The organism is Bradyrhizobium sp. 187, from assembly GCF_023101005.1.
In the GTDB taxonomy this organism is placed as follows: Bacteria; Pseudomonadota; Alphaproteobacteria; order Rhizobiales; family Xanthobacteraceae; genus Bradyrhizobium; species Bradyrhizobium canariense_D.
Genome location: NZ_CP064694.1, coordinates 375,533 through 394,147 on the forward strand (window position 1 = coordinate 375,533; position 18,615 = coordinate 394,147).

Below are 18,615 nucleotides of genomic sequence, written 5' to 3' on the forward strand. Positions count from 1 at the left end.
GGCCAAACAGTTATGTTATGGTTCATTCAGTAAATTGACCTAGTTCAATGCGAGGAGGCCCTGATGAGCCGTTGGATCTGTATGATCATCGCTGCTGTGATTGGTGCGGTCGCGCTGTGCGGGCCGGCTTCCAAGCCGGCCCGCGCCGAAAACCCCTCCCTGGTGCTCGACCGCATCAAGGCGAGTGGCAAGCTCAAATTTCCGGTCATGGTTGCGGAAGAGCCAGGCTACATCAAGGATCCGCGCACGGGCGAATGGTCCGGATTTTTCGTCGACTGGGGCAAGGACATCGCGACACTGCTCGGCGTTCAAGTCGAATATTATGAGACGACCTGGGGCAACCTCGCTGCCGACTTTCAGGCGGGTAAAATCGACCTTGCCGTGGCGCTAAATCCGAACCCTCGCCGTGGCCTCGTCATCGATTATGTGCCGGGCTCCATCGTCGAGGGCATCTGGGCGCTGGTCGCGCGTCCTGGCTTTACGCCCAAGACCTGGCGCGAGATGGACAAGAAGGAAGTGCGCATCGCCGTGCAGAAGGGCGGCACAATGCAAGTCATCGCCGAATCCGTGATCCCGAACTCCACCATCGTCGTGGTGCCCACGCGCGACCAGGCGGTACTCGAGCTACAGTCAGGCAAAATCGATGCGATGATCATTGCCGACCAGGATGCGGCCCTTCTCGACTCCAAGGGCGTCGGCAAGGCCGTGGTTCCGACACCGATCCTGCGCAACCCTGCGACGATCGGTATCCGCCGCGAAGCCGGAAACGAGGGCTTCTCCAACTTCCTCGCTAATTGGATGTCGCAGCAGAATTCGCTCGGCCTCGCTTGCTCGCGCATCACTCGTTACATGCTCGAGCGCGGCATCGACATGAAAGTGGTTCCCCAGTCCGGCAAGTATTGCTGACGCCATGCGTACGAGCCGTCTCTTCACAGTCATCGACAGCCACACGGCAGGGCATCCCACCCGAACAGTCATGGCAGGCATCCCTGTGTTGCGCGGGAACAGCGTCCGCGAGCAGCGGGACGATTTCCGTAACAATCATGACGGCTTGAGAACGTTACTGCTCCATGAGCCGCGCGGGCATGCCGCCATGGCTGCGGCCGTGCCGGTGGCTTCCCGTGAGGCGGACCAGGGGCTGTTTTTCATCTTCTCCTACGTCTACGCCGACATGTGCGGGCACGCCACGATCGGCTACATCGCGAGTCTGGCTGCAACGGGGGCTCTGCCGCAGGGCTTTGAACAAAACGGCATGTCGATCGAGACCCCGGCGGGTATCGTCCGTGTGACCGGCACGTTCGACGCCGGCCAGCTCACGTCCGTCTTGTTGCGCAACGTGCCCTCTTTCGTGCTCGCCTCCGATGTTGTTTCCGAGGTCGAAGGTCTCGGCACGGTGACCTGCGATATTGCTTACAGCGGGATTACCTACGCATTGGTCGACGCTGATAAACTCGATCTTCCATTCAGCATTGATCACGCCAGCCGCTGGTGCCGTGTGGGATTGGGAATCAAGGAAGCGCTGAATCAAAGCGGAGTGCCGAAGGTCGACAGCGTTCTGTTTTATCAGTCGATCACGGGTGGCGGCCGCCATCTGGTGATTTTGGCCGGCAATAAGTTCGACCGTTCGCCTTGCGGCACCGGGACCTCCGCCCGATTGGCCCAGCTTCACGCCCGCGGGCAGCTGGCCGTGGGCGCGCACTACCGAGCGGAGAACATTCTTGGCGTGCCCTTTGAGGCCAAGATCGCCGAGTTGGGCAGAGGGCATGATGGCCAGCCCGCGGTGATCCCGGAGGTGCGGGGCATGGCTCATATAACGGGATTCTCCACGCTCGTGCTGGAAACGGACGATCCGCTGCCAGCCGGCTTTCTTCCCAATTGATGGAGAGTGCCATGAAATTCGATCCCTCCATCGTCTTCGCGAATTGGGACATTCTGGCCTACGGGCTGCTCGTCACTCTGAAATACACGATCTACACCTGCGCCATCGGGCTCGCGATCGGCCTCTTTGTGGCGCTGCTTCAGCTCACCCCATGGATGATCTTGCGCTGGACCGGCCGTGTCTGGGTCGAGTTCTTCCGCAACATCCCGCTGCTCGTGCTGCTGATGTGGACCTATTATGCCCTGCCGATCTTTCTTCAGATCCAGATCGGAAAAGAAACTGCGGGCATTCTGGGTCTCGGATTCTATGCCAGCGGCTTCTATGCCGAGATCCTGCGCGCTGGCGTCCAGTCGATCGACCGTGGCCAGACTGACGCCGCAATCGCCTTGGGAATGGGGTACGTGCAGCGCATGAAGCGGATCATCCTGCCGCAGGCACTCCGCCGCATGGTGCCGCCGCTGATGGGCCAGACCATCATGCAGCTCAAAAATACGACGCTGCTCTCGGTGCTCACCATCCCTGATCTGCTTTATCAGGCAGGCTACATCGCGAGCTTCACCTACCGGCCAATGGAGGTCTACACCGCGATCGGCGCCGTCTTTATCCTCTTGCTGTTCCCCCTCAGCGCTCTTTCTCGCCGCTTCGAGCGCAAGGAGGCCGCGTGATGACCGTGACATCCGCCGAAATCGTACTGAGCGTTCGGGGCATCGAGAAGTCCTATGGTAAAAACCATGTACTTCGCGGCGTCGATCTCGACGTCCATCGCGGAGAGGTGGTCTGCCTGATTGGCGCGAGCGGCTCGGGCAAAACCTCGCTGCTGCGATGCATGAACCTGTTGATGGAGCCAGACCAGGGCGAGATCGTCATCGAGGGGGCGCCTCTCTTCCGTCGCTCCGGGGCCGAGCGGCTGAAGCTCTCTGGCCGGCAGGTCAGCGCCGCGCGCGTCAAAACCGGAATGGTGTTCCAGAGCTTTAACCTGTTCCCCCACCGTACGGCGCTAGAGAACATCATTGAAGCCCCAGTGGTGGTGAAGAAAGTGTCGCGCGCCGAAGCCGAGGCTCGGGGTCGCGAGCTCCTCACCCGTATGGGTCTTCCCGAGGCCGGGCACAAATATCCTTCGCAATTATCGGGCGGTCAGCAGCAGCGCGTTGCCATCGCTAGGGCGCTCGCTATGCAGCCCACCATCATGCTTTTCGACGAGCCGACCTCGGCGCTGGACCCAGAACTAGTTGGCGAGGTGCTCGCCGCGATCCGCCAGCTCGCCGCCGAAGGAATGACCATGGTGATCGTCACCCATGAAATCGGCTTCGCCTATGAGCTAGCCGATCGAGTGGTCTTCATGGACCAAGGAGTCGTTGCAGCCAGCGGAGCTCCGCGTGAACTCCTGCTTTCGAACGCAAACCCGAGGCTCGCTGCCTTCGTCGGCCGGTTCACTGAGCAGGCCCGTCTTCTCGGCCCCCTCACTTCGCAGGCGGCCGCACCTTCAACCACATCTCCAGCATAGGACAGTAGATCATGACCAACGTGAACTGGGGCGGTATCTTCCCCGTGCTCGTCACTCCCTTCGGCGTCAATGGCTCGATTGATGAGACCAGATATAAGGCGCTCATTGACGATGCGATCGCCAATGGCGCGCAGGGCGTCGTGGCGGCCGGCAGCACCGGAGAATTTTATGCGCTCACCAAGGCCGAGCGCGCGCGTCTCTACAAGTTGACCGTTGACCATGTGGGCGGCCGCGTTCCCGTGCTGGCGGGCGTCGCCGACTTGCGTGTCGAGGACGTGCTTGAAGCGTGCCAATCGGCCGTGGCAGCGGGATGCGCGGGGGGCATGATCCTGCCACCTATCTACGCCATGCCGAGTCCGCGTGAGATCGTCACCTTCTTCGAACACATCTCCCGTAACACGTCACTGCCGCTGATGCTCTACAACAGCCCGCGGCGCGCTGGCGTCGACATCACGCCAGCCCTTGTGGAGCAGCTCTCCGCACTGCCAACGGTGGTCGCGATCAAGGATAGCTCCGGCGTCATTACTCAAGTGACTGAACTTGTGCAGCGTGTCGGGAACAGACTTCGTGTCTTCGTCGGCTACGAGACAATGATCGTGCCCGCCCGCGCTGTTGGTGCCCACGGCGTTGTCGCCATGGCGCATCAAATCGCAGGGCCTTTGATCCGCGACTACTGGGACAAGGCCCTGAATGGTGACAAGGCATTGGATGATCTCGGCCGCGATGTCTTCGCCTTCTATCGTTGCTTCCAGTCCGGATCCTATTACGCGGCCATCAAAGAGACCATGAGCCAGCTCGGTCGGAGCGTGGGTGACCCGCGTCTGCCGCTGCTGCCGTTGGCAGACGAACAGAAGGCGGCCATCGCGAAGATCATCTCCGATGCTGGTCTTACTCGCTGGGCTAAAGGCTAAGGAGTTCGGACGAATCCTGCCACTGGGGAAATCAACGTCGATCGCAGAGCCCACTTGCTTGCGAGCAGAGACGGTTCACATCGGTGCCGCCTCGACAGATCGGGCTCGGTCGAATCGGACTCTCGTTCACTCGCGCCTGAGCGCAACATATCCGTCTAAGGAATCGAAGATGTATACGAAACTGGCACTCCTCATCGATGGTGAGTGGATCGAGGAAACCAATGCTGGAAGCGAGACCGTTCTCAACCCAGCGACGGAGCAGCCGCTTGGCAAGCTGCCGCACGCGGGGACGGAAGAACTAGACCGCGCACTCACGGCGGCAAACCGGGCCTTCGCAGGCTGGAGGCGCACCTCGCCTTATGAGCGGGGGCAGATCTTGCGCCGCGCGGCTGGCCTGATGCGAGAGCGTTTAGACGATATCGCCACTGTGCTGACCCTGGAGGAAGGTAAGACCTTCGCGGAAGCGAAGGGTGAGATCACCGCCGCGGCAGAGTTTTTTGACTGGTTCGCGGAAGAGGGGCGGCGCAGTTATGGGCGAGTGATCCCGGCGCGCCTGCCCGATATGCGCCAGACGGTCACGCAGGAGCCGGTCGGTCCCGTCGCTTGCTTCACGCCCTGGAACTTCCCGGCAGTAACGCCCGCGCGCAAAATCGCCCCCGCTCTTGCCGCCGGATGCACTTGCATCATCAAGCCAGCTGAGGAAACGCCGGGTACGACGCTGGAGATCGCGCGGGCGCTCACCGACGCAGGGCTCCCCAAAGGCGTGCTGAACGTGGTTTTCGGCATCCCGGCAAAAGTCTCCGAATATCTCCTGCGTTCCCCCATCATCCGCAAAATCTCGTTCACGGGATCAACACCCGTGGGACGTCACCTCGCTCGGCTTGCAGGAGAGACCCTGACCCTCGCCACAATGGAGCTGGGCGGCCATGCACCGGTGATCGTCGCGAAAGACGCCGACGTACAGCGCGCGGCGGAGCTCTCCATGACCATCAAGCTGCGCAACACTGGCCAGGTTTGCACTTCGCCGACACGGTTTTTCGTGGAACAGCCGGTCTACGAAGAGTACCTCGAACACGCTCGTGCCTTCGTGGAGAAGCAGGTTGTCGGTGATGGCCTGCAGGCGGGCACCACAGTGGGGCCCGTCGCCAACACGCGCCGTGTCGCTGCCATGGACGACCTGATCTCCGACGCCTTGTCCCACTCGGCGCGCCTTGTGGTCGGAGGTGAACGACTGAAGGGGACGGGTCTGATGTATCGACCCACGATCCTGGCGGATATGCCGGACCGGGCGCGGGCTATGAGAGAAGAGCCGTTCGGCCCGCTTGCGCTGGTACAACCTGTTGATGACCTAGAACAGGCCATCGCACGGGCGAATGCATTGCCCTACGGTCTGGCCGGATATGCCTTCACCCGCTGCGCCGCGACTGCCAATCGCATAGCGGAGGAGATGGAGGTCGGCGTCATCGGCATCAACCAGATGGTGGTGACGATACCCGAGACGCCATTCGGCGGAATCGGCGACAGTGGCTGGGGCCGCGAGGGCGGCATCGAGGGTCTGGAGTCCTACACTGTCAGAAAATATGTCGGCCATCTTCATGTCTAGCATCCGATGGGACCGAAAGGAAAAGGAGCGCGAGACGTGAGCTTGGACGGGCCACTTTCCGCCTGGCGACCTCGGCAGCTCGCTTCCGAGGGACCGCGCTATCTAGCCTTGGTCAATGCTCTTGAGCAGGACATCGCCGATGGCCGGCTATCGGACGGCGATCGTCTGCCGCCGCACCGTGACCTGGCACGTGAGCTTAGTCTCTCCGTCGGGACTGTGAGCAAAGCCTATCAGGAGGCCGAACAACGCGGTATCGTCAGCGGTCATGTCGGGCAGGGTACGTTCGTCCGGCGCCGTTCAGCCGCCCGAGCCGAGCCGCCACCTAGAGATGAGCCGATCAATTTGGCCTTGAACGTACCCGTCGAGGGCGGCGAGACCCAGATCCTCTCACAGACGTTCAGTGAGGTGATGCGCGAGGCTGATCTTGCACCGTTGCTCCGCTACCATCCCCATGGGGGCATTTGGCAGCATCGCGAAATCATCGCTGCTTCGATGTCGGATAGCAAGCTGACCGTCAACCCGACTCAGCTGTTCCTGTGCAACGGCGCTCAGCACGCGATCGACATTGCCCTTCGCTTGGTAGCAAAGCCGGGCGACAATATCCTGGTCGATACCTTCACCTATTCCGGCTTCAAAGCGATCGCGGCGGCCAGCCACCTCAACTTGGTACCAGTCGAGATGGACGACGAGGGCATCAAGCCGGAGGCGCTAAAAGAGGCCTATCGCACGTCCGGGGCGCGGGTGCTCTACTGCATGCCGACGTTACAGAGCCCCACGGCTCGTACGATGAGTCTCGCCCGCCGGCAGCGCATCGCCGAAGTGGCCGAAGAGCTCGATCTCGCCGTGATAGAGGATGATGTTTACGGCTTTTTCTTCACCGAGCGTCCGGTGCCGATCGCCTCCTTGGCACCGAGCCGCACCTTCTACATCACCTCCTACTCCAAGTGCCTTGCTCCCGCCTTCCGGCTCGGAACATTGACGGTCCCGACCGACCACATTTCTCAAACCGAGCTCCTTATGCACGCCTCCGCCTGGTTCGTAGCTCCGATGCTGAGCGAGGTGGTGGTGCGGCTGATCGAGAGCGGCAAGCTTGAACATCTTCTGCGTGAGCGGCGCCTGCAGGCGCTTGAGCGTTACCGGGTGTTCCTGGACGTCTTTCCCAAAGCCCCAAAGCTTCAGTGCCCGGCGTTCTATGCATGGTTGCCATTGCCGCGGGAGTGGTCCGCAGATCAATTTGCCGCCGCGGCCCGCGGCCGCGGCATACTCGTAACCCCACGCATCGCATTCGCGGTTAATGACGGCGACCCCGGCGCAAGCCGCATCTGCCTTGGCGCACCAAAAGATGTTGTCGCACTCTCCGATGCGCTACAGACTTTACGCGAAATCCTCGTCCGGCACCCAGTAAACGTCGTTTCTGTCGCCTGACGTTGCAACCGGCGAGCGGAAGACATTTACGCCACGCAATCCGTCGCGGAACTATACTGTCGATCAATCGCAAGAAACCGTGTTTGCTCCCGCAACCTGAACTTACTAGCCCTTGGCGAACGACCGCCCATTTCTGCCGACTCTCCAACACTCGGTCCTTGGGATTGCGTCGGTTGACGCGGTCGGCCGCCCTTCGCGTAGAACCGGACCTTATTATCGGTCGCGTCGATTTAGAATGAAATAGTTGGCCAGCCCGATCGTTAATAGCAAGAAGGCCGACACCACTGTACGAATCAGGATGGAGTCGATCTCGGACTTGAACACGGCGTTGTTGGCTTCAGCACCTGTTGAGAAATCGACATAGGACCCGGCGGCGAGGAGGAAAATGGCCAAAAGGCTGGAGAGGAGAAAGAAAGCCGTCTTCATGCCTGCTTACTGTTCGCGAGTCTGGATGTGGGTGCGGAAACAGTCTCAGGCAATCGCCTTGACTGCGCTGGAGTAGACGCTGGCCGGCCGCGCGAGTCCGTAGTGCTCGCGCAAGGTCGTGCCGGTGTAGTCCTCGCGGAACAGGCTGCGCTTGCGCAGGATCGGGATGACCTGCTCGGCGAATGTATCGAAGCCGCCGGACAGCCATGCCGGCATAACATTGAAGCCATCGGCCGCGCCGCCCTCGAACCAGGTCTGGATGTTGTCCGCGATCTTCTCCGGCGTGCCGGCAATGACCCAGTGGCCGCGCGCGCCGGCGAGGCGCTGCACCAGCTGGCGAATGGTCGGCTTCTCGCGGTCGACGATATCGACCACGAGCTTGAAGCGGTTGCGACTCCGCGCGCGCTCGCTGTGTCGATGAGATCCCGGGGAACCGGGCTATCGAGATCGTAGCCGGTGAGGTCGAGGCCGATCATCTGACGCAGCTGCGTCAGGGAGAATTCGGGCTGGATCAGCTCGTGGAATTCGTCCTGAAGTCGATCGGCTTCAGCCTGCGTGCTGCCGATAAAGGGGCTGATGCCGGGCAGGATCTTGATCTCGTCGGGACTGCGATCGAAGGTAAGCGCTTAGCCGCAACCCTATTGAGGCTGGCTTGACGTTTTGCGGAATCGCCACGGCATGAGGTCTTCGATGCGGCTATGGGGATGGCCGTCGATGATCGTCTCGAGTGTTTCGGCGATGTAGGCGGCCGGGTTGACGTCGTTGAGCTTGCAGGTGGCGACGATCGAGGCGAGCAAGGCCCAGTTTTCGGCTCCGACCTCATGACCGGCGAAGAGCGCATTTTTTCTGGTCAGGCAGACTGGCCGGATGGCGTTCTCGACAGGGTTCGTGTCAAGCTCGAGGCGCCCGTCTTCGAGGAAGCGGGTCAGACCTTGCCAGTGATTGAGCGCGTAGCGGATGTCCTCGGCGAGCGTCGAACCGCTGGAGATCATCGACAGCTGTTTTTCGAACCACGACTTCAACGCGGCTACCATTGGCAGCGAGTGCTCCTTGCGCGCGGCCAACCGTATGTCCGGCGATGAGCCGCGCACCATGGCTTCGATGGCGTAAAGCTGCGCGATGTGCCGAACAGCGGCCTTGGCGATTGGTGACTTGCTGTTGCGCACCAATTTGACGAAGCGCCGGCGCAAATGGCTCCAGCAATGCACGAGCGTCCATGGCCCTTGCGGTCGAACGACTCCGTTCAACCGGTCATACCCGTCATAGGCATCGCATTGCAGGAAGCGTCCGCCAAAGCCATCTAGGAACTGCTCAGCGAAGGCACCGCTGCGACCGGGGCATATCGGAACAGCACGATCGGCGGACTTGCCCCGCTGTGGCCGCGGTCGTCTGAGGCGATCGCCCAGAAGTAGCCTTTCTTCGTTTGGCCGCGCCCGGGATCGAGTACCGGCGCCTTGGTCTCATCCATGAACAGCCGATCCGCCATGGCCAGGTGGTGGCGCATGTGGTCGGCGATGGGCTGAAGATGGAAGCAGGCGCGGCCAGACCAGTTGCCCAGTGTCGCCCGATCAAGCCGGATTCCCTGGCGCGCATAGATCTCGGCCTGACGGTAAAATGGCGTATGGTCGCCAAATTTGGAGACGATCACGTGCGCGATGGCCGCTTCGGTCGGCAGCCCGCCGGGCACGACGTGCTCCGGTGCGTGCGCCTGCACGACGGGGCCCGAGCAGCGGCGACAGATATATTTCGGGCGGCGCGTGACCAGCACGCGCCATTGCGCCGGGATCACGTCAAGACGCTGGCTGACGTCCTCGCCGATCTTCGTCATGGCGCCGCAACCGCACGGGCAAAGCGTGCTCACAGGCCCGATAATCCGCTCCACCCGCGGCAAATGGACAGGCAAGCAGCCGCGATTGCGATGAGAACCATGATCTGGCGCGTTCCGTGATCGGCCCTGGATCGCCGCCTCGGCTCTGCGCGGCATCCAGGATGCCTTGCGCGATCTCCACGTCTTCGAGCGGCAAATGATACTGATCTGGTCGCAGCTTCTCGGATTTCGCGCCGAACCTGTCGCGTCGCAATTCGCCGAGAATGATCTCCAGGCGGCGTCGGGCTTCTTCCGACGCCGCCAGCGCCCCCTGATGCTCGCTCAAGGCCGCCTGCGTTTGCGTCAAAAGCGCCTTCAGGCGTTCGTTTTCGTCGCGCAGCGCCGCGATGCTCATGCGCTATTTCGAGCACATCGCCGCCGCGTGTGCCACGATCAAAATAGCTGCCGAGTCAACCTGCCGCAGTCATCCAGCTGCCTGGGAACGCCGCGCTTCTTCCGGCCGGACCAACCTCCAATCCAGCCCTTCGAACAGGGCTGCGAACATCGCCGGCGATATCCGTATCACGCCGTCTGCGATCGTTGGCCAAACAAACTTGCAACCTTCAAGACGCTTGTGCACCAACACCAGACCCGTTCGATCCCAGACCAAAATCTTGATCCGGTCCGCTCGTTTCGATCGGAACACGAAGGCTGCGCCGCTGAACGGGTCCAGACGAAGCATCTCCTGCACCTTCGCCGCAAGCCCATCGTGGCCACAGCGGAAGTCGATCGGCCGCGTCGCGATGTAAATCTTCAGATCGGCACCGGCCGCGATCATCGTGACGCTCGCATCGCGCGGATCACACGGGACAGCTGCTCGCCATCTATGGCTGTGTCCGTCCGCAGCACGACATCGCCGATCGCGATCTCAAGCTTGATCGCCGGAACCTGACGCTCCTCCAACGCACCTTCCACGACTAGCGGCGCGAATGTCGGCTGCGATACCTCGCGCGGCGGCAACATGCCTCGCTGTCGAAACCGCCGCCGCCAATCGTAGATTTGCCAGCGCGTCGCTCCGTGCTTGCGCGCCACCTCGGACACCTGGGCACCGGGTAACAGACTCTCGGCGACGATCCGAGCTCTCTCAGCTTCCAAACGTACGCGGCGCCCCGATGCTCCTTCAAGAACCTCCAGCCGGCTCACCGACCCCCTCGTTGAGCCGTCCAAATGGACGTCCTTTTTGCTGTCCAATCCCATCCCGAACCTCCGTCCAAGCCGGAGGCTTCTTTCGCACCTTCATTCGAATTCTGAAGCAAGGGTATCGGCTTCGCGCTTACCTCCAGACGCGGTTCGGGTTGCTATGGAAACCGGGCCGCTGGCGATCTGGCTTTGGCATGGGCTGCGCGCTCTCGAAGTTCCAATCGACTGCATCCACGCGCGCCATGTCGCGGCGACGCTCTCGCTACAAGTGAACGATGCATTTGGGATCGCGCAAGTGGTCCGCTCCGGTTGTACCGGCCCGTCGCCATCAAGAGCCTGCAGAGCTGTCGTATCCGAGCCCTGCTCTCAGCCAGAAGCGAACTCGTCGCGATTCGTACGACGCTTTACAATCAAATTCGTGGTCTACTGAAGACCTTCGGCGTGGTGCTCGCAGCCGGTAAGGGTCCGGGCGCTCGGGACCAGGACGCGGATGGTGGTGCCGATAGTGCCGAATGACCGCTGCTTGCTCGACTTCGTCTCCGATCAGCTTACCGATGGCCGCTGCTTCCGCATCCTGACCCTGGTCGACAAGTGCACGCGCGAGTGCCTCGCGTTGGGCTGTAGAAGTGTCGACTTAATCTGATGGCAAGGTTTGAACTGGCAGGGAATGGAGCTGCGGGCGAGCAGGAGCGTTCACCCAAAGGGCACCCCCGGGCAGCCCGGAGCGTCTCACACAGACGTTACCGTGACCCAGGAACAGAAGGTCATTCCGCGAAAGTCGGAATCCTGGAAGATCGTGGTCGAGTAGCTCAGCCATTTGGCTTTCGCCCTCACAGATCCGGGCGAGCGGATTTCCCGCACCCGGCTGAGCTATCGCCAAATTTTGGTGACGGCCGGCGCCGGTCAGGCGGCGGCGGTTGTGGGCTGACGGTCGGTCGGCTTGGCGATGACCTCAATCCCGTCGTTGAATGTCACACCAAGAACGAGTTTTGGCAACTGGTTGGTGCCGTCGAGGCCGCGCCAGCTTCTCTGCGCGGTTTCCAGCAGTTTGAAGACCATCGCGAGCGCGGTCCTGTTTGGACAGGCAGCCCTTCGATCGGATCGTGCGATGGCGCACGGTGGCGAAGGTGCTTTCGATCGGGTTGGTACCGGTATGAGAGTTTCTGGGTGCCGATGTTCCGCTGCGATATTCAGGATCGTAGCGTATGGTGCGACCATCGGGACAGAGGCACCGGGAGCACGAAAGGTGCGGGCAGGCCGATGCATTCGATGAGCCGCGAGCTCGAGTTAGTAGCTGGCCGCCTCTGCGACTCGCCCGGTTGCGCTGAGAGCGCGAATCCGTAGTTGTCGTGTCGCCCGTAGCTCCCGTCATGTGGTCTGATTGGCAGGAGGTGCGAATGCGACGGGTGATTGGCATCGACGTCCACCGAACTTTCGGGGAAGTGGTGATTTGGGAGGATGGCAGGCTCCGACATGCGGGCCGGGTTGATATGACGCGGACTGCGTTGGAGGGATTTGGCAAGACGCTGCTGGCCAGTGATGAGGTGGTGGTCGAAGCGACTGGCAACAGCATGGCGGTATCGCGGGTTCTGGCCCCGTTCGTGGCACGGGTGATTATCGCCAATCCGCTGCAGGTGTGAAGGCGATCGCCCAGGCTCACGTCAAGACCGACAAGATCGATGCCGGCACGCTCGCCAGTCTGCAGGCGGCTGGGTACCTGCCGCAGATCTGGACGCCTGACGCGGAGACGGAACGCAAGCGTCGGCTGGTGGCGCGGCGCTACCAGGTCGTGCGCCATCGCACGCGGCTCAAGAACGAGGTGCATTCGATCCTGCACGCGCACCTGATCCCGAAGTGCCCGCATGCCGATCTTTTCAACGGCCGCGGCCGGGTGGTTGGCCGCCCAACCGTTGCCGGACGATGAGCGCGCGGCGATCGATCGGCACGTCCGCGAGCTTGACCGGCTGACGGAAGATCTGGCCCTGCTCGACCGCGAGATCGCGCAGGACGCCATCGACGATTCCGCGGTCAACAGATTGATGACGATCACCGGCGTCAACTTGGCGGTCGCTGCCGGCATCATGGCGGCCATCGGCGACATCAGCCGGTTCAACAGCCCGCAGAAGCTGGTGAGCTATTGTGGGCTGAACCCGCGGGTACGGCAGTCCGGACTGGGCGCCGCCCATCACGGCCGCATCAGCAAGATCGGCCGCAGTCACGCGCGCGCCATGCTGGTCGAGGCGGCCTGGGCAGCGGCCAAGGCGCCCGGTCCGCTGCATGCGTTTTTCGTGCGCATCCGCGCCCGGCGCGGCCATCAGATCGCCGCGGTGGCCGTGGCCCGGAAGCTCACCGTGCTTTGCTGGCATTTGTTGACGAAGGGCGAGGATTACCTGTGGGGGCGCCCGGCACTGGTCGCCATCAAGACCCGCGCGATCCAGCTTCAAGCCGGACATCCGCAACAGAAAGGCAGCCGGCGTGGGCCAGCGTATGCCTACAACATCAAGGCACTGCGCGACCGCGAGATGTTGATTGCCGCACAGGCGGAGCAAAGCTACGAGCGCTTGGTGACGCAATGGAAACCACGGCGGCCAAAAACCGGCGCGCGGGCGCCTCAACTCGGCAAGACAAAATAGGGCAGCCTGGTGGCGCTTGCAGCCGATGCGCCACGCTTCGCCACGAGGTCGCCCGCGCCCACCCAGGATAATCCCGCCTGACGGCAAGTGCCAGCCAGGAATGCAGTCCCGTTCCACGCCAGCATGCCGCCGTGCTCGGGCCGGTCAAGGCCAAGCCTTGCGGTGGCCGCAAACGCGGCCAGCCTTGACCGCCCCTGCGCGCGGCGGCTGCGAGATCCATGGCCGGGGCGGAAGAATGGCCCGCGGCGCAGCCGAACAAAAGAATGGACGTACGAGATTTCTGCAATCGTCATCTCGGTCATGAAAAAAATCGCTTGTCCATCTCATCCGTCGTCCGCAAGTGTTTCCAGTGCTCGGCCGGGAAGTCGTAGAACGCCAGTAGCGTGTCTCGATCCTTGCTCAGGCAATCGGCGGCCTTTTCGTACTTCAGCGCGTAGCTCTCGATGAAGGCGTCGAAAGCCAGCTCGGCGGCGACTTCGTTTCAGCCATCCAGATCTCCTGCAACGCGCGTTTGGCCTTCGGCTGCTGGCTCTTCGGTAACTTGGCGAGCACGTTGGCGGTCTTGTGCACCCAGCAGCGCTGCTCGCGCGTTTTCGGCCAGAGCTCGCCAGCGGCCTTCCAGAAGGACGGTGACAAGTACAGCGTTGCATTTGCAAAGCCTGGAGCTGACAAAGCGAGCGATCCGGCTACGGGCGTGCAGCGGTTTACGCTTCAACCTGCCGAGATGAAGGCGCTGACGAGCGGCGCGGCTCTTCCAGCCGATCACGCCATTGTTCCCTTGATCAATCAGCTGAAGGATGCCGCCATCGTTGAATGTTCCAACCCATTTATGGCCGCCGACAATGACAAGAGTTTCGCGTGGCGGCTGACTCTTTCGCATTTGGTCTTCAGCGAAGCTTTCCCGAGAGACAGATCTATCGAGACTCACTATCGGACCGAACGGCGTCGATTGTCGGGAACCTGAGCGCACACGCCGTCGGCAACCCGAGCGCGCCGTCGGCGATGGTAAGCTGCGGCGCCACGTCGAGCCCGCGCCGCTTCAGGTCGAGCAGCAGATCGCGCCAATCGTGCGCGCTCTCCCGGGCGCCATCGGTGAAGCCGACCAGTTCCTTGCGGCCTTCCAGCGTCACGCCGATCAGCACCAGGATGCATTGCTTTTCGTCTTCGAGCCGGGCTTCGAGGTGGATGCCATCAGCCCAGATGTAGACGTAGCGCTTGGCCGACAGATCGCGCTTCTGCCAGGCGGTGTGCTCGTCGAGCCAGCCGTCCTTCAGGCGGCCGATTGCGGATACCGACAATCCGGCAGCATCCTTGCCAAGCAGCGCCGCCAGCGCCTCGGAGAAGTCGCCGGTCGAGATACCCTTCAGATATAGGATCGGCAGCAGCGTCTCGATCGACTTCGAGCGGCGCATGTAGGGCGGCAGGATCGACGGCGAGAACCGGATGCGGCCAGGATCGGCAGCGGCGGCATCGCGATCGCGTACACGCGGCTGGCGGACGGCGACCGGACCGATACCGGTCATCACCTCGCGCTCCGGCAGGTGACCGTGGCGGACGACGCGCTGGTGGCCCTCCCGGGTCTTCAAATCGGCATGCTGGCCGAGAAAGTCCGCGACCTCGGCCTCGACCGCCTTGGCGGCGAGAAGGGCACGTGCTCCGTTGCGCAAGACTTCTGTGAGTTGATCGTCGAAGATTCCTGGCTGAATCAGTTGGATGACGTTATCGTTGGACACGGCATATCGCTCCTTCGGTGGAGAAGTGGAGGCGTCAAGCACCCCCACGATATGCCGCCTTCCCGATTCCCGCCGTCACCAACTTTCGGCGATAGCTCCACCCGGCTCTTCCCGAGGGTAACCCGCGTCATATCCGCGCCTGCCCAAGTGCGAGTGATGCGTGGAACGGGCAGACGGAAGCGTGCCGTCAGGGTCTCGAACTCCGACCAGCCCATGCGCCGACTTTTCTGACTGCGCCGTCTCAGACAGCGCATCCACGTCCGACGCACTTCGCGGTAGAAGCCGTTGAGCGCTGGATAAGCGGTCTGCCGTAGTAGCCGTAGTGTCCACGCAGCACTGCGGCGAACCACTCGTGCTGGGTGGTCAGTGACTCGTGCATGAGCCGCCAGGCTTCCTGGCGCAACGCCGTCAGCTTGCGCGTCAGGCGCTTCCCTTCCGTTTTGTGCTTCACGATAAACCGGCCGTCCCGGGTCCGCCCGCAGTAGTGGGTGAAGCCGAGGAAGGCGAAGGTCTCGGGTCGCCGCTCGCCGCGCCGCTGACGCGAGAGGGCCGCAAATCGACCGAACTCGATCAGCCGCGTCTTGCCCTCATGAAGCAACAGGCATGCGGAGAGGCTGAGATGGGTCTGGCAAAATCGGGGGACGTCGCGTCGCGGTTTTCCGCGTATGTTGATGGTCTTTACGAGCTTGATCCGGCACGCAGGCCGAGCGAAACCGCTTCGCGATTACTGTACCGGTCTGATGATGCCTTACGATCGCGAGAGTGTCGAGACGATGGCGGCGATCACGGCTCCTGAGCGGACAGCAGCGCAGCACGATCGCTATTGCAATTTGTCGCTCAACGCGACTGGTCGGACCAGCAAGTGTTGGCCAAGGTCCGTGAGTTAGTGCTGCCGAGCATCGAACGAGCGGGAGAGATCGAAGCTTGGATCATCGACGAAACGAGCTTTCCTAAGAAAGGGCGGCATTCGGTCGAAGTTGCACGGCAATATTGCGGCCAACTGGGCAAGCAAGACAATTGTAAGGTCGCCGTGACCCTATCAACCGGCAGCGAGCCTGCCGGTGGCGTATCGCCTTTATCTACCAAAAGGAGTGGGCGACCGGCCGTCCGCGTCGGCGCAAAGCCGGCGTGCCCAAGGAGATCACGAGGCGTGCTCAGATTTCACTTACGTTATGGCCCGCTGGATTGCTCCCACCCAAGACGATCCTTTGTCTCGAGGCTTCGGTCCGTCCGGTTGCTCGTCCAAGCCGCTCGTCAGCACCAGATCATCGACAACTATCTGGGTGGATCCTTCCTCTCCACTGATAATGCGCGCCGTCGGGAAGGCACATTTTCGTTTGGCATCGGTCTTCACCGAGATTGACGCGGACCACCAGAACAGGTCGGTGTTTGGTGTGTAGTGTTGTGCTACGTCAGCCTGTAGGCACGAGCCGTCAAGATCGTCGAGGCTGCTCAAGCCGGACCGACCAGGTTGCCATGAGCGATTAGCGTGGCGCGGTGACGTAGGCCCTGGACTTGCGTACAAAGGCTAAGATCGGAGCAGAAAATGTGCGGCATCTGTGGATGGATTGACTTCGATCGAGATCTAAGAGCGCCGGACGCGCGACTGGAGATTGCCACCATGACTGACACCATGGCCCGCCGGGGTCCAGACGGCGAGGGGACTTGGATCGATGGCCCCGCGGCGCTGGGACATCGCCGCCTCGCGATCATCGACATCGAGGGCGGTCGCCAGCCGATGACTCTCGAAGAGGAAGGTCGACCCGCATTGGTGCTCGTCTACACCGGCGAGACCTACAACTACCGCGAGCTGCGCCAGCGGCTCGCCGCGCGAGGCCATCGTTTCGAGACGAACAGTGACACCGAGGTGGTGCTGCGTGCCCACCGCGAGTGGGGCCAACGCGATCCCCGCATGGCCGTGAGCGAACTTAACGGGATGTTTGCCTACGCCCTCTGGGACACTCACACGCGGGAACTGCTTCTCATCCGCGATCGTCTCGGCATCAAGCCGCTTTACTACTATCCCACAGAGCACGGAGTGTTGTTCGGCTCAGAACCAAAGGCGATCCTCGCTAATCGTCTCGCGGAAAGAGTCATGGACGCCGACGGGCTTCGTCGCACGCTATGTTCTGTGGCCGACCCGTATAACACCGTATTCCGCAGCATGCGTGAGGTACGGCCCGGCCACATCGTGCGCGTAACCCGCGACGGGATCAAGCAGGTGAACTACTGGCAGCTCACCGACAGCGCGCACTCTGACGACGTCCCTACCACCGTGCGCCGCGTCCGAGAGCTGCTCGAGGACACGATCCAGCGGCAGCTCATTGCGGATGTACCACTGTGCACGCTGTTGTCGGGGGGGCTTGACTCGTCCGCCATGACCGCATTGGCCAGTCGCTTCAGCGACGAAGGGCTCCGGTCCGTCGCGATCGATTTCGTCGGCTACACCGACAACTTTATGCCTGGCCCGATGTGCGCCACGCCCGACGGCCCATACGTGCAGGAGGTCGCCAAGTTCGTTGGCACCGACCACACGAACATAACGTTGTCGGCCGACGAGCTCATGGACCCGGACGTGCGGATCAGCACGCTCCGTGCGCGCGACCTACCGTTCACCATGGGCGACATCGACAGCTCGCTCTATCTGCTGTTTCGGGCCATCCGGCAACACTCGACGGTCGCCCTGTCCGGCGAGTCAGCCGATGAGCTTTTCGGCGGATACTCTTGGTTTCACGATCCCGCGCGCCTCCAGTCCGACACGTTTCCCTGGTTCGGCGTTAGCGTGGATACCGTCTGGCAGTCCCTAGAGCGCGGCCTCGTGGACAAGCTCGACCTCCCCGGCTACCTCAACGCGCAGTACCGCAGGGCGCTTGCTGAAGTCCCCCCCATCGCGGGGCCCGCCTCGGCCGATCCGCACGAGCGTCGCATGCGCGAGGTCTGCTACCTCTTTCTCACGCGTTACCTGCCTAGGATGCTCGACCGCAAGGACCGGCTAAGCATGGCTTCGGGTCTCGAGGTACGGGTCCCTTACTGTGACCACCGCCTTGTAGAATACGTGTTCGGCACCCCTTGGGCCCACAAAGTTTTCGACGGGCGCGAGAAGAGCCTGCTGCGGGCTGCGACCGCGGACCTGCTGCCGCAGTCCGTCGTACAGCGAGTCAAAAGCGTGTATCCGCCTATCCAGGACCCGAACTACGACGGAATGCTGCGCAAGCGATTCAACACACTGCTGAATGACCGGAATGCGGCAATTGCACCATTATTATCCCTCGAAGGTTCCCGCGCGTTGCTCAACGACAACGTCAGGTCCGTCGAGAATCTCCTGACCCTCCAGGATTTCCTGACCGAGTACAAAGTGAGCGTCAAAATCTGAGAGGGCGGGACCAAAATTGTGGTTGAGCGGGACCAATCGGCCCTCAATGCAGATAGTCGCCCGTGAAGTAACGCGAACAGCCCGAAGTTACGGGCGAATTCGAGGAATGCCGACGATTGAT

General features: G+C 61.9%; 13 protein-coding genes and 8 pseudogenes. 11 read left to right on the top strand and 10 right to left on the bottom strand.

Translation table 11 applies throughout. The annotated features are described in order from the left end of the window. Positions 1–63: 63 nt before the first annotated feature. The 7 genes from IVB19_RS38930 (at position 64) to IVB19_RS38960 (ending at position 7,322) form a co-directional block, all read left to right on the top strand. A complete protein-coding gene (locus tag IVB19_RS38930; protein ID WP_247821838.1) occupies positions 64–906 on the top strand; it encodes a transporter substrate-binding domain-containing protein in 843 nt (280 codons plus the stop codon). A gap of 70 nt (positions 907–976) precedes the next feature. Further along, positions 977–1,879, top strand: coding sequence for a proline racemase family protein (locus IVB19_RS38935; protein WP_247821839.1), 903 nt, complete (start codon positions 977–979; stop codon positions 1,877–1,879). 11 nt (positions 1,880–1,890) lie between these two features. Beyond that, positions 1,891–2,544: an amino acid ABC transporter permease gene (locus IVB19_RS38940; protein ID WP_247821843.1), complete on the top strand. Its 654-nt coding sequence runs from the start codon at positions 1,891–1,893 to the stop codon at positions 2,542–2,544. Beyond that, the gene (locus IVB19_RS38945) at positions 2,544–3,383 is read left to right on the top strand and encodes an amino acid ABC transporter ATP-binding protein (protein WP_247282772.1); all 840 of its coding nucleotides are present in this window, start codon (positions 2,544–2,546) and stop codon (positions 3,381–3,383) included. Before IVB19_RS38940 ends, IVB19_RS38945 begins: the two co-directional genes overlap by 1 nt. Positions 3,384–3,394: 11 nt before the next feature. After that, on the top strand, positions 3,395–4,294 hold the full coding sequence (locus IVB19_RS38950; RefSeq protein WP_247821844.1) for a dihydrodipicolinate synthase family protein: 900 nt from the start codon (positions 3,395–3,397) through the stop codon (positions 4,292–4,294). Positions 4,295–4,463: 169 nt separating this feature from the next. Continuing rightward, the gene (locus IVB19_RS38955) at positions 4,464–5,897 is read left to right on the top strand and encodes an NAD-dependent succinate-semialdehyde dehydrogenase (RefSeq protein WP_247821846.1); all 1,434 of its coding nucleotides are present in this window, start codon (positions 4,464–4,466) and stop codon (positions 5,895–5,897) included. A gap of 36 nt (positions 5,898–5,933) precedes the next feature. Continuing rightward, a complete protein-coding gene (locus IVB19_RS38960) occupies positions 5,934–7,322 on the top strand; it encodes an aminotransferase-like domain-containing protein (RefSeq protein WP_524536777.1) in 1,389 nt (462 codons plus the stop codon). A 213-nt stretch (positions 7,323–7,535) separates the two neighbouring features. Here IVB19_RS38960 and IVB19_RS38965 read toward each other — a convergent pair whose 3' ends face one another. The 5 genes and pseudogenes from IVB19_RS38965 to IVB19_RS38985 all read right to left on the bottom strand — a co-directional run bounded on the left by IVB19_RS38965 (position 7,536) and on the right by IVB19_RS38985 (position 10,812). After that, positions 7,536–7,748 carry a hypothetical protein gene (locus tag IVB19_RS38965; protein ID WP_247298893.1) on the bottom strand — a complete coding sequence of 71 codons (213 nt, stop codon included), beginning with the start codon at positions 7,746–7,748 and terminating at the stop codon, positions 7,536–7,538. A gap of 45 nt (positions 7,749–7,793) precedes the next feature. Beyond that, a pseudogene (locus IVB19_RS38970) lies at positions 7,794–8,374 on the bottom strand (LLM class oxidoreductase); the annotation flags it as partial. A gap of 12 nt (positions 8,375–8,386) precedes the next feature. Next, positions 8,387–9,970: pseudogene (gene tnpC / locus IVB19_RS38975) on the bottom strand (IS66 family transposase). A 69-nt stretch (positions 9,971–10,039) separates the two neighbouring features. Beyond that, a complete protein-coding gene (gene tnpB, locus IVB19_RS38980; protein ID WP_247821849.1) occupies positions 10,040–10,393 on the bottom strand; it encodes an IS66 family insertion sequence element accessory protein TnpB in 354 nt (117 codons plus the stop codon). After that, entirely contained in the window at positions 10,390–10,812 is a 423-nt protein-coding gene (locus IVB19_RS38985; RefSeq protein WP_247821852.1) for a transposase, read from the bottom strand. The genes tnpB and IVB19_RS38985 overlap by 4 nt, the downstream gene beginning before the upstream one ends. Positions 10,813–11,215: 403 nt before the next feature. Here IVB19_RS38985 and IVB19_RS38990 point away from each other — a divergent pair. Further along, positions 11,216–11,371 (top strand): annotated as a pseudogene (locus tag IVB19_RS38990) (IS3 family transposase); the annotation flags it as partial. A gap of 287 nt (positions 11,372–11,658) precedes the next feature. On the opposite strand, the pseudogene IVB19_RS38995 reads toward IVB19_RS38990, so the two are convergent. Then, a pseudogene (locus tag IVB19_RS38995) lies at positions 11,659–11,902 on the bottom strand (IS256 family transposase); the annotation flags it as partial. 268 nt (positions 11,903–12,170) lie between these two features. Between IVB19_RS38995 and IVB19_RS39000 the strand changes: the two are divergent. Further along, positions 12,171–13,388 (top strand): annotated as a pseudogene (locus tag IVB19_RS39000) (IS110 family RNA-guided transposase). Here the strand turns inward: IVB19_RS39000 and IVB19_RS39005 are convergent. From IVB19_RS39005 to IVB19_RS39020, 4 genes and pseudogenes are all read right to left on the bottom strand, one after another. After that, positions 13,367–13,690, bottom strand: coding sequence for a hypothetical protein (locus IVB19_RS39005; RefSeq protein ID WP_247821857.1), 324 nt, complete (start codon positions 13,688–13,690; stop codon positions 13,367–13,369). The pseudogene IVB19_RS39000 and the gene IVB19_RS39005 sit on opposite strands and share 22 nt — an antisense overlap. Before the next feature lie 5 nt (positions 13,691–13,695). After that, positions 13,696–14,012, bottom strand: a pseudogene (locus tag IVB19_RS39010) (transposase); the annotation flags it as partial. 329 nt (positions 14,013–14,341) lie between these two features. Continuing rightward, positions 14,342–15,121, bottom strand: a pseudogene (locus IVB19_RS39015) (IS256 family transposase); the annotation flags it as partial. Positions 15,122–15,362: 241 nt separating this feature from the next. Next, positions 15,363–15,719, bottom strand: a complete 357-nt coding sequence (locus IVB19_RS39020) for an RNA-dependent RNA polymerase family protein (protein ID WP_247822328.1) — start codon at positions 15,717–15,719, stop codon at positions 15,363–15,365. A gap of 21 nt (positions 15,720–15,740) precedes the next feature. Here IVB19_RS39020 and IVB19_RS39025 point away from each other — a divergent pair. Together IVB19_RS39025 and asnB are read left to right on the top strand one after the other, a co-directional pair. Further along, a pseudogene (locus IVB19_RS39025) lies at positions 15,741–16,264 on the top strand (IS701 family transposase); the annotation flags it as partial. A 403-nt stretch (positions 16,265–16,667) separates the two neighbouring features. Further along, on the top strand, positions 16,668–18,494 hold the full coding sequence (gene asnB / locus IVB19_RS39030) for an asparagine synthase (glutamine-hydrolyzing) (protein ID WP_247821859.1): 1,827 nt from the start codon (positions 16,668–16,670) through the stop codon (positions 18,492–18,494). Positions 18,495–18,615 lie beyond the last annotated feature (121 nt).